This window comes from Helicobacter sp. MIT 14-3879, assembly GCF_003364125.1.
Genome location: NZ_NXLP01000002.1, coordinates 167,070 through 178,891, shown reverse-complemented (window position 1 = coordinate 178,891; position 11,822 = coordinate 167,070). Strand labels below are relative to the sequence as shown.

Annotated in this window: 9 protein-coding genes and 1 tRNA gene; 7 read left to right on the top strand and 3 right to left on the bottom strand. The window is 28.3% G+C overall.

The window, feature by feature from the left end:
- Positions 1–13: 13 nt before the first annotated feature.
- The gene (aspA, locus tag CQA44_RS02295; protein WP_115545662.1) at positions 14–1,420 is read right to left on the bottom strand and encodes an aspartate ammonia-lyase; all 1,407 of its coding nucleotides are present in this window, start codon (positions 1,418–1,420) and stop codon (positions 14–16) included.
- Positions 1,421–1,559: 139 nt separating this feature from the next.
- On the opposite strand from aspA, the gene CQA44_RS02290 reads away from it, so the two are divergent.
- Positions 1,560–2,243, top strand: coding sequence for a hypothetical protein (locus tag CQA44_RS02290; RefSeq protein ID WP_115545661.1), 684 nt, complete (start codon positions 1,560–1,562; stop codon positions 2,241–2,243).
- 23 nt (positions 2,244–2,266) lie between these two features.
- On the opposite strand, the gene CQA44_RS02285 is transcribed toward CQA44_RS02290, so the two are convergent.
- A complete protein-coding gene (locus CQA44_RS02285) occupies positions 2,267–3,343 on the bottom strand; it encodes a bifunctional chorismate mutase/prephenate dehydratase (RefSeq protein WP_115545660.1) in 1,077 nt (358 codons plus the stop codon).
- A gap of 29 nt (positions 3,344–3,372) precedes the next feature.
- Positions 3,373–4,626 (bottom strand): diaminopimelate decarboxylase, encoded by a 1,254-nt coding sequence (gene lysA / locus CQA44_RS02280; RefSeq protein WP_115545659.1) that lies wholly within the window; start codon positions 4,624–4,626, stop codon positions 3,373–3,375.
- A gap of 174 nt (positions 4,627–4,800) precedes the next feature.
- Between lysA and CQA44_RS02275 the strand changes: the two genes are divergently transcribed.
- From CQA44_RS02275 to CQA44_RS02250, 6 genes are all read left to right on the top strand, one after another.
- Positions 4,801–5,532, top strand: a complete 732-nt coding sequence (locus tag CQA44_RS02275; RefSeq protein ID WP_115545658.1) for a Tfp pilus assembly protein FimT/FimU — start codon at positions 4,801–4,803, stop codon at positions 5,530–5,532.
- Between the two features lie 34 nt (positions 5,533–5,566).
- Positions 5,567–6,298: a hypothetical protein gene (locus CQA44_RS02270; protein ID WP_115545657.1), complete on the top strand. Its 732-nt coding sequence runs from the start codon at positions 5,567–5,569 to the stop codon at positions 6,296–6,298.
- Between the two features lie 9 nt (positions 6,299–6,307).
- The gene (locus CQA44_RS02265) at positions 6,308–8,461 is read left to right on the top strand and encodes a cation-translocating P-type ATPase (RefSeq protein ID WP_115545656.1); all 2,154 of its coding nucleotides are present in this window, start codon (positions 6,308–6,310) and stop codon (positions 8,459–8,461) included.
- 141 nt (positions 8,462–8,602) lie between these two features.
- Positions 8,603–9,226: an NAD(P)H-dependent oxidoreductase gene (locus tag CQA44_RS02260; protein WP_115545655.1), complete on the top strand. Its 624-nt coding sequence runs from the start codon at positions 8,603–8,605 to the stop codon at positions 9,224–9,226.
- Positions 9,227–9,247: 21 nt separating this feature from the next.
- Positions 9,248–11,614, top strand: a complete 2,367-nt coding sequence (locus CQA44_RS02255; protein ID WP_181881753.1) for a ribonucleoside-diphosphate reductase subunit alpha — start codon at positions 9,248–9,250, stop codon at positions 11,612–11,614.
- 61 nt (positions 11,615–11,675) lie between these two features.
- A tRNA-Arg gene (locus CQA44_RS02250) sits at positions 11,676–11,752 on the top strand.
- Positions 11,753–11,822: the final 70 nt, after the last annotated feature.

The following is an 11,822-nucleotide window of genomic DNA, read 5'->3' as shown; positions in this document are numbered from 1 at the left end:
AGTAAAAATCCATTTATTTCTTAGAAATCACATGAGGATTTAACATATTTTGTGGAGTTAAAATATTATCTAACTCTTCTTTACTTAAATATCCTTTCTCTAAAGTTATATCATATACTTTTTTCCCTGTATTTAATGCCTCTTTTGCAATAATTGCTGACTTTTCATACCCAATATATGGATTTAATGCAGTAACAATACCAATAGAATTATAAACAAAATCTGAACAAACTTTCTCATTTACAGTAATTCCATTAATACATTTATCTGCTAGGGTATTCATAGCATTCTCAAGCATAATTATAGAGTTAAATAAACTATATGCAACCACTGGTTCAAATACATTTAATTGGAGTTGTCCACCCTCACACGCAAAAGTTACTGTTACATCTGCACCAATTACAGAAAAACAAACTTGATTTACAACCTCTGGAATCACGGGATTTACTTTACCCGGCATTATAGAGCTCCCCGGTTGCATTTTTGGCAAATTAATTTCATTTAATCCGCAAGTAGGTCCTGAACTAAGTAATCTTAAATCATTGCATACTTTTGATAATTTAGTAGCAACTCTCTTTAAAACTCCGCTAATTTGAACATAAACACCTGTATCTTGAGTAGCCTCTATTAAATCTTCAGCAACAGTATATTGATAACCTGTAACTTCTCTTAATTTTTTCTCTACCACCTTTGGATAATCTGGGTGAGAATTAATTCCTGTCCCAATAGCAGTTCCACCAAGATTTACCTCAAGCACTAATTTTCTAGTCTCTAATACTCTTTGAATATCCTCATCTATCATAACTGCAAAAGCTTTAAATTCTCTTCCCAATGTCATAGGCACAGCATCTTGAAGTTGAGTTCTACCCATTTTTAAAATATCTTTAAATTCTTCTGCTTTTTTCTCATATGATTTTTTTAAATGCTCCATAGCTTTCGCTAAATCACTTAAGTAATCATGTAAAGCAAGTTTTAGTGCTGTTGGGTAAGCATCATTTGTGCTTTGTGAAAGATTAACATGATCATTTGGGTGAAGATATTGATATTCTCCTTTTTTATGACCCATAATTTCAAGTCCTATATTTGCTATAACTTCATTAGCATTCATATTCGTGCTAGTTCCAGCACCACCTTGAATCATATCAACTACAAATTGTTCATAATATCCACCCTCTAATATCTTATTACAAGCTTTTATTATGGCTTCTTCTTTGTCTTTATCTAAAAGTCCAAGTTCATAATTAGCCATTGCTGCAGCCTTTTTAACTCTAGATAATGCTCTAACAAATCTAGGAAAATTTTTTAATCTGTCATGAGAAATATTAAAATTCTCAACTGCTCTAAAAGTTTGAATTCCATAATACACATCATCAGCAATTTCTAATTCACCGATAAAATCGTGTTCTACTCTTTTTCCCATAATAATTCTCCTTATGTTAAATTTAAAAAATAAAAATAACATAAATTTTAACTTTTTCTTTGATATAAGACAAATTTATCATAAAATTAAACATAATATAACCGATTCTAATTATTAAATTTAGCTAGGGATTTAAGTAGTGGAAAATTATTTAGCAAATCTAACAAATGACTTGCGAGAGAGCAATAAAAAACTAAATTATGAAAATCAAAGCTTGCAAGAAGAGATTATAAAATTAAAAGAACATATAAAAGTGCTTGAAAAAAGTGATTATATAGATGAATTAGAATTTAATATCAAAACATTACAAGATGCTCTAAAAAATGAACGACAAACTCAACAGATTCTAAAAAACGATGTAGAATCTTTAAGTAAAAGATTGGATGAATTTTTAACACTTTTTGCAACATATATTAATGAAGATGAAGAAAATAATATATATAAAATAAATAATGATAAAAGTCTTATGTTTGGGGTAAATATAGATTCTGCTTTTATTAAAAACTCTAATCCAAAGGCAATACGAAATTATCTAAATATTTTAAAATGCAATAATATTCAAAATTTTATTATAAATGATTTTCAAATACAAAAGAAAAGCGATGTTATCTTAATTGGCGAGGTTTTTGCTGACTTTATAAGGCTATCAAATTTAAACAATGAGGCACATATCTATGGATTAGTAGAAATGTCTATGCCAAATGTAATTAATCAAAATGCAATTGCTATAACATTTTATGGAAATAAAGATATAAAAGAAGAATTTAGCAAATTTAAAAAAATTTATTCAAATCAATTAAATTTTAAAGATAGCCTAGAGTAATAGTTATTAAGTAGTACAAAGTTTTAAATTATATCTTTTGGATAACTCCCAAGCCACTTTAATTTATCTTGTTTTTCTTCAAAAATTTCTTTTATACTAGATTCATCGATATGCCCTTCAAGCTCTATATAAAACCAATAGCTAAAACCCTTAGTATTATGGATTGGTCGAGATTCTAGTTTTACTAAATTAATATTTTTTTTACTAAAGTCATTTAATAAATTTGCAAGAGCTCCGGGCTTATTAGAATCATTGATAAAGGCACAAAATGAAGTTTTATCATTATTGCTTATATTTGTCTTAAAATCACTAATAATAAAAAATCTAGTGATATTATCATTGCTATCTTGTATATTTTCAAACATAATTGGCAAGTTAAACAAACTAGCAGCAATATTTGAACAAATAGCTGCACTATTTGGCTCAATAGAGGCAATACTTGCTGCTTTTGCCGTAGAATCCAGAGGTATTAACTCTGCATTTTTAAGTGAATAATTGTTTAAAAACTCTCTACATTGACCAAAAGCAATATCTTTAGAATATATTTTTTTAATATTTGATACTAACTTTTCGTTAGAAGCAAAGCTATGGTGAATTGGTAGGTTACTTTCAGAAACTATTTTAACATCATATTTTGCTAAAAAATCTAAACTCTCACCAACTATTCCATTATTATTATTTTCTATTGGAATAACACCATATTTTACGCTTTTATTAGCAACAGATTTTATGATAGACTCTATATTTATAGAAGATATATACTCGCTAATTTGTCCAAACCTATTCACAGCAACTTGATGGGTAAAACTCCCAATTGGTCCTAAATAAGAAACTCTCTCTGGTAATTCTAAATATCTACTTGTTGCAAATATCTCTTGGTAAATTGCTTTTATGCCACTTGATGTAATATTTACTCTACTAGATTCTACTAATCTTTTAATTATTTCTTGCTCTCTTTTTGGGTGATATATTGCGGTATTTGATTGTAGCTTTAAATACCCTATTTCTTTTACTATTCCCATTCTTTTATCAAGCAATTTTAAAATTTCATTATCAATTAAATCAATTTCATCTCTTAAATTATTAAGGTTATTTGCCATTTAATCCCCTATCTTACTTCTAATAATTCTTATAAAAACTCAATTTCATTTGATATTAAATCATTAAAATCATCTCTTTTTCTAATAAGCCTATCTTTGCTATCAATTATTGCAACTTCAGCACATTTAAACCTTGAGTTATAATTACTTGACATGCTAAACCCATAAGCTCCAACATCTCTAATAATCACTAAATCACCACTATTCATTCTTGGTATCTCAACATTTTTAGCAATATAATCTCCGCTCTCACAAATAGGTCCCACTATATCCGCTCTACTATGTAGTGGAGTAGAATCTAGCAATAAAGGCGGAATTTCAATATTAGTCAAAGCTAACTTTATGAATTCAACTCTATGATTTGCACTATATAAAGATGGACGAATTAAGTCATTCATCGCAGCATCAATTATACAAAATCTTTTATTTTCATTTTGTTTTTCATATAAAACGCTAGATACCAAACTTCCTGCATTCCCAACTATTCTTCTTCCGGGCTCACAAATAATTGTTAAATCAAGACCACTTAATGTAGATAAAATTCCTTGTGCATAAGAATATAGGTCAATAATCTCTTCATTTCCATAAGAAATTCCAAGTCCTCCGCCAATATCTATAAATTTTAAATCAACCTTAAGTGCTAATAACCCCCAAATAAGTTCAACAACCTTCTTAGCACTTAAAATTAATGGCTCTAATTCCAATAATTGAGAACCTATATGAAAATGGATTCCAATGGGTAAGAGATATTTAGAATTATTTGCATAAATATACATTTTTTTTGCAGAATCTAAATCAACACCAAATTTGTTTTCTTTAAGCCCTGTTGAAATGTATGGATGAGTTTTGGCATCAATGTTTGGATTTACACGAATACTAATCCTTGCCTCTTTATTCATATCTTTTGCAATTTGCTCTACTTTTAACATTTCCTCAATGCTTTCTAAATTTATAAACAAAATATCTAAATTTAAAGCCTCTTTAATATCACTTTCACTTTTTCCAACCCCACTATATATGATTTTATATTTAGGGATTCCAGCAAGAATAGCTCTTTTTACTTCATTTATAGATACACAATCACAACCACAATCAAGCAATGAGAGATATTTCAAAACTGAAAGATTAGAATTGGCTTTTAAGGCATAACAAATTATAGACTTTCTAGCACAGAAAGCTTTTTTAAAAGCATTGACATTATCTTTTATAATATCAAAATCATAAACATATAAAGGAGTAGAATATTTTTGAGAGAGTTCAATAAATTTTTCTTTTGTAAGCAAAATGCTATCCTTAAAAACTTAAAATAGAGTTCTAATTCTATGATAAAAATTATAAAATTTTTATTTATGTGGCTATGAAAAATAGATTATTTTTAATATAAAAATAAATAAAAAGTTAATAAAATATATTAAAATTTATCTATCCTTAATAAAATAGTAAAAAAAGGGGAATGAATGAGAAAAGCGTTTAGTATGATAGAGCTTATATTTGTAATGGTTATAATCAGTATTATGGCAGTAACGGCTATATGGTATCTGCCAAGAACAGAGCTAAAACAAGCAACAGAATATTTAATAAACAATTTAAAATACACAAAAACCCTAGCACAACTCGATGATAGATATTATACAATGTCAGATAATATACCTGACAAAAAAGACCAAGCTAAAATAAGCTCACAAATCCAAAATTGGAAGTCTGGATTATGGCAGCTACAATTCCATAGAGGAAATGGAAATACAAGTGCAAGCAATAGTTATACAATTTATGCAGATCAAGCAAAAAATGGTAACACTAATGACTTTGATGGAATACCAAATAGTGGAGACTTAATAGCTAGAGACCCTATAAATAAAGCTTGTCTTAGTGGGTATTCTCTATCAAATTTACAAGAATGTGAAAATAATTTTGCAAAAGAAGTAAAATTGCAAGAGACTTATCAAACAACAATTGCAAACATAATCTCAATAGACTGCCAATATAACCCTTCACAATCATTTGCTATTCATTTTGATGGCACAGGAATACCATATTGTAAAGTTGGTTCAGCACAAAAAACACCTCCTAAAAAACTAACAGGACCTATTATGATAGAATTAAACAGAAGAGGACAAAGTGCTATAATATGTATTTCTAAAGGTGGTATTATAGAAGGTTCTAATACTAAAAATTGTCCAAACACATAGGGTAACACTTAGATAAAGGAAACTTTAATAAAATATGAATTTTATAAAAATTATATTTATATTATGTATTTTTTTTATAAATATATTTGGAGCCAATAGTTATTATAGACTAGATAATTATGATAGCTCATATAAAAAACTAGATGATAGACCAGAGCCAATAGAAAAGAAAAAAGTGCTACACCCATCATCAATATACAAACAAAGCCGTCCAGCAAGAGTGGAAAAAAAACCTGACTATACTAGAAAAGACATACTTCCTAATAATCAAGCATTAATTAGAATAGGCAAACCACCAAAAATAAAAAGACATTTTTTAATGCTTGGGGTAAATACAGGAATAAATATATTTTCTCTAACAGATATTAATAAATCTAAAAAATATATTGTAACTGAGATTATGGGTAAAATTGGATACTTATACTACTTTAACGCAAATGCTCTTAGAATCTATCTTGATTTAGGAGCAAGATTTCCTACAAACAATAACATTCCACTAGGACTTGCAATTTCTAGTAATTTTGATTTTTTAATAAATATAATATACTTAGATTTCTACATTGGGGCTGGTTATGGTGGGGAATACTTTATAAAAGATAATTTTTTTTCACAAGGATTTAAAATTAACTTAGGTATATCAAAAAGCTTTAAAAAACACCAAATTGAATTTGGAATAACTATTCCATTTTATAAGTTTTTCATTAATGATATTAAGATTTTAAACCACAATATAGACTTTATCTTTAGCTATAACTATAATTTTTAGGACTTAATTATGAAAACGATTAAATTAAAAATTAGCGGAATGAGCTGTGCTGCTTGCTCATCATCAATAGAGAGAAGTTTAAGGCGAAAAGCAATTATTAATAAAATTGAAGTTGATTTAATTAGAGAAAGTGCCCTAATAGAATATGATGACACCAATGGAAGTATAGACAATATTATTAAATTAATAGAAAAACTAGGATACAAAGCAGAAATACCAACAAGTTTATCTTGCAAAAAACAAATAAATAATGATTATTTAATAGCTATTATTTTTGCTATTCCACTTTTTATTATATCTATGGGTGGAATGTTTTTTAATGCAATAATATTTCATAACACTAAGCTTATTTTTATAATTGAGATTCTATTGCTTATACCAATATTATATGCTGGACGAAAAATATATATAAAAGGCTTTAATTCATTAATAAAATTAGTGCCAAATATGGATAGTCTTGTTATGTTAGGGAGTGGAAGTGCGATAATTTATAGTTTATATATAGCAAATTTTTCTAATCAAAATTTCTTACATAATTTATATTTTGAGAGTGCTGGAGTAATTATTGCTATTATTATGCTGGGTAAAAAACTAGAATCTAATGCTACAAATAATGCAAAAAATGCTCTAGATTCTATAACCAATATATCTCCAAAAATCGCTCTAAAATTAGTAAATAATGAGACTATACAAACTAAAATAGAGTATATAGAAATAGGCGATATTATAGTTATTCCAAAAGGCGAAATGTTTAGTGTAGATTGTATATTACAAAGTGATAAATGTATAGTTGATGAAAGCATCATTACAGGTGAGAGCAAACATAAAATAAAACAAAAAGGTAATTTAATATATAGTGGTAGCATTAATGAGAGTGAGCAAGTAGAAGCTGTTGCTTATGCAAAAGCTAATGATTCTATGATTGGTAAAATTATCTCTTTAATGCAAAATACCAAAAAAGCCCCAATAGCAAGGATTGCTGATAAAATATCTGCTTATTTTGTCCCAAGTATTATTTTTATAGCAATAATTGCTTCTGGTGTGTGGTTTTATATAAAAGGTGATTTTCATATTTCATTTATAGTATTTACTTCAACTCTACTTATATCTTGCCCTTGTGCTTTAGGCTTAGCAACACCGCTTAGTATTATAATAGCAACTTCTATTGCTTCAAAAAGAGGATTCTACTTTAAGAATGCAGAAAGCCTTGAAAATGCTTCTAAGATTAATACTATTGTTTTTGACAAAACAGGCACATTAACTACAGGAGAACTTGAAGTAGTAGAATTTGAAATTCTAGATTCTAAATATACTAAAAACTACCTCTTATCATTAATATATGCAATAGAATCTAAAAGCGAACATATTATTTCAAATGCAATATTAAAATACATAAAAAAAGAAGTAAAAACAACAAATTTTAATGTAACAAGTATAGAAAGTATCCCAGGAAAAGGAATAAGTGGAATTATTGATAATAAAGAAATAAAAATTGGAAATATTACTTTTATAAATAATGCAATAGCAAGAGAAATCCCATATATTGTATGCTACATTGGTATTGACAATAAATATTGTGCTAATTTTGTAATTACAGATAAATTAAACCAAAATACTAAAGAGATGGTAGCTAAACTAAAAAAACTAAACATTAAAAGTATAATTTTAAGCGGAGATGCAAAGGCAAATGTAGAATCTATAGCAAATATATGCAAAATTGATGAATATTACTACTCACAACTACCACAAGATAAACTAGATTTTATAAACAAACTTCAAGAGAATGGAAATATTGTAGGTTTTGTTGGTGATGGTATAAATGATGTTCTTGCAATAAAACAAGCAGATATTGGAATATCATTATCAAATGCAAGTGATATTGCAATAAAACAAGCAGATATTATATTACTTAATAGCAACCTAAATAGTATTTATGAAGCACTAATGTTATCTTCTAAAACAATTAAAAATATAAAAGAAAATCTTACATTTGCATTTATCTACAATATATGTGCTATTCCAATTGCTATGGGGATTCCAGCTATTTTTGGTATAAATCTAACTCTAAACCCTATGATTGCAGGTTTGGCTATGGGGCTTTCATCAATTAGTGTAGTATTAAATTCAATGAGATTATATAAATTTAAAAAATTTATAGATTGATAAAACTTTAAGTAATATTCTACTTTATTTTAAGCTTTTAAAATATAGAATTCCAATTTCTAAAGCACTTGACTTTTTTATAAAAAGTCAATCAATCTTTAATCTATAAAATTTACACTAAATGCAAAGCAAGGATACAAAATGAATAAATTTATTAGCGCGATGAAATTCAGGCACGCTTGTAAAATCTTTGATGAAAACAAAAAAATCCCACAAAGTAACTTTAATGATATTTTAGAATCTGCTAGGTTATCTCCGAGTTCTATGGGAGTAGAACCAACAAGAATATTAGTAATAAGAGATAAACAGTTAAGAGAAGTCTTAAGAGAAGCTTGTTTAAACCAAATCCAATTAACTAGTGCGTCAGAAGTAGTAGTTTTAAAATGTATCCTCCAAGCAATAATTCCACCATCAAATTATATAGACTCTATGTCTTATAGAAGAGGAAAAACAGATGAAGAGAGAAATAAATGGATTAGGATTTATGGTAAATTTTTAAAAGATAAGGAAGCAAAAGGGCTTAATACTAGAAGTTGGGTTGAAAAACAAAGCTATATTATGGCTAGTTCAATGATGAATTGTGCTGCTTATATGGGAATAGATTCTTGTGCAATAGAAGGGTTTGAAGAAGATAAAGTAAATAAAATATTAGAGATTGACACTTTCAAAGAATGCGTAAGTGTGATACTGACTTTTGGCTACCGAATAAAAGAGCAGCAAAAAAGATATAGATTAAGTATTGAAGACTTAGTAGAATACAAGTAGAGGGGTTAGGGAGTGAGTAAAATAAGTGTAATTAAAAGAAATGGAAGAATTGAGCCTCTAGATATTACAAAAATACAAAAATATACTAGTTCTGCTGTTGATGGGCTTAGTGGGGTTAGCCAAAGTGAATTAGAAGTAGATGCAAAAATTCATTTTAGAGATAGAATAACCACTGAAGAAATCCAAATTACACTTATTAAAACAGCTGTAGATAAAATTGATATTGATACTCCAAATTGGACTTATGTTGCAGCTAGATTATTTTTATATGATTTATATCATAAAGTTAGTGGATTTACAGGCTATAAACACTTAAGAGACTACTTAAAAAAAGCACAAGATGAAGGTAAAATTCTAAAAGGATTTAGTGATAAATTCGACCTTGATTTTTTAAATAGTAAAATAGCTAAAGAGAGAGATTTACAATTTAACTATCTTGGAATAAAAACACTATATGATAGATACCTAATCAAAGATAGAAAAAATAAACCAATAGAATTACCCCAACATATGTTTATGGCAATTGCAATGTTTTTAGCTAGTAAAGAAAAAGAACCTAATGAATGGGCTGTAAAGTTTTATGATGTAATATCAAAATTTGAAGTTATGGTAGCCACACCAACACTTGCAAATGCAAGAAGCACAAGACATCAACTAAGCTCTTGTTATGTAGGAAGTATGCCTGATAATATAGAAGGGATATTTGATTCTTATAAAGAAATGGCATTACTTAGTAAATATGGTGGGGGAATTGGCTGGGATTTTAGCAAAATAAGGGGGCTTGGAAGCTTTATTGATGGACACAAAAATGCAGCAGGTGGTGTCGTCCCATTCTTAAAAATTGCAAATGATGTAGCAATTGCAGTAGATCAATTAGGAACAAGAAAGGGAGCTATTTCTACTTATTTAGAGGTTTGGCATATTGATGTAAATGACTTCATAGACTTAAGAAAAAATAGTGGTGAAGAAAGAAGAAGAACGCACGACTTATTCCCTGCACTATGGATTTGTGATTTATTTATGAAAAGGGTTATAAATAATGAACTTTGGACTTTATTTGACCCATATGAGTGTGCCTGTTTAACAGAATGCTATGGAGATGAGTTTGAAAAAAAATATACTGAATTAGAACAAAAAGAAGGCATAATAAAGGAAGTAATGAATGCTAAGGATTTATGGAAAAAAATTCTAACAAATTATTTTGAAAGTGGGCTTCCTTTTTTATGTTTTAAGGATAATGCAAATAGAGCTAATCCCAATGCACATATTGGACTAATTAGAAGTAGCAATCTTTGCACAGAGATATTTCAAAATACAAATCCCACACACTATAAAGTAAAGATTGAGTTTGAGAATGGAGAATTTGAATATTTTAATGAAAATGATGAGGTTAAATTAGATTCTGGTGTAATAAAAAAAGCAAATAAAATTACCTCTCTTGATTCGATAAATAACAAAAATATATTTATAACAGAAAGAGTAGGAGAAGGTGGAGAAACTGCAGTATGCAATCTAGCAAGCATAAACCTAAGTAAAATTAACAAAAAAGAAGATATAGAGAGGGTTATTCCAATTGCAGTTAGGATGCTAGATAATGTAATTGATTTAAACTTCTATCCTAGCCGTAAGGTTAGGGCTACAAATCTAAAAAATAGAGCAATAGGATTAGGCGTAATGGGAGAAGCAGAAATGCTTGCTATAAATCAAATTGAATGGGGAAGTATAGAACATTTTGAAAAAATAGACAAAATTATGGAATTAATTAGCTTTAATACAATCCTATCTAGTTCAAATTTAGCAGTAGAAAAGGGTTCTTATAAAGATTTTCCAAATTCAAATTGGAGCAAAGGAATTCTACCTATAGACTTAGCAAATAAAGAAGCTTTAAAGCTAACAGAAAGGACATTATTAGATGCTTATGATTGGGATGAATTAAGAGAAAAAGTAAAAAATAATGGCATTAGAAATGGATATTTGATGGCTATTGCTCCTACTAGCTCCATCTCAATTTTAGTTGGAACTACACAAACCATTGAGCCGATTTATCGTAAAAAATGGCTAGAAGAAAACCTTAGCGGAATGATACCAAATGTAGTTCCAAATCTAAATCTTGATACATTTAATTTCTATAAAAACGCTTATGAAATTGACCAGCTAAATATTATAAAAGCAGCAGCTATTAGGCAAAAATGGATTGATCAGGGGCAGAGTGTAAATATTTTTATGGACCTATCAAAAGCCTCTGGTAAATATTTAAATGAAATTTATATATTAGCATGGAAATTGGGTCTAAAATCAACATATTATTTACGAAGTCAAAGCCCAGATGCAGAAAAACAAACAAATGGTGTAATAGATAGAAGTATAGAATGCGTTAATTGTCAATAAGCTTTAAAGCCAATTATAAACTTAAATAAATTAAAATAAACTTCTATTCTACCTTAATTATGTGTCCATAGCTCAGCTGAATAGAGCAACAGGTTGCGGTCCTGTAGGTCGGGGGTTTGAATCCCTCTGGGCATACCAATTTTAAAGATATATAGCCTTAAGTTTAAACATAAAGACCTAAGCCTTTATAAGTATTTTTACTATATTT

Coding starts and splice junctions, on each gene's coding strand:
- CQA44_RS02260 (WP_115545655.1), top strand. CDS start 8,603: ATGAATAAATTTATTAGCGCGATGAAATTCAGGCACGCTTGTAAAATC.
- CQA44_RS02285 (WP_115545660.1), bottom strand. CDS start 3,343: ATGGCAAATAACCTTAATAATTTAAGAGATGAAATTGATTTAATTGAT.
- CQA44_RS02275 (WP_115545658.1), top strand. CDS start 4,801: ATGAGAAAAGCGTTTAGTATGATAGAGCTTATATTTGTAATGGTTATA.
- CQA44_RS02265 (WP_115545656.1), top strand. CDS start 6,308: ATGAAAACGATTAAATTAAAAATTAGCGGAATGAGCTGTGCTGCTTGC.
- CQA44_RS02270 (WP_115545657.1), top strand. CDS start 5,567: ATGAATTTTATAAAAATTATATTTATATTATGTATTTTTTTTATAAAT.
- aspA (WP_115545662.1), bottom strand. CDS start 1,420: ATGGGAAAAAGAGTAGAACACGATTTTATCGGTGAATTAGAAATTGCT.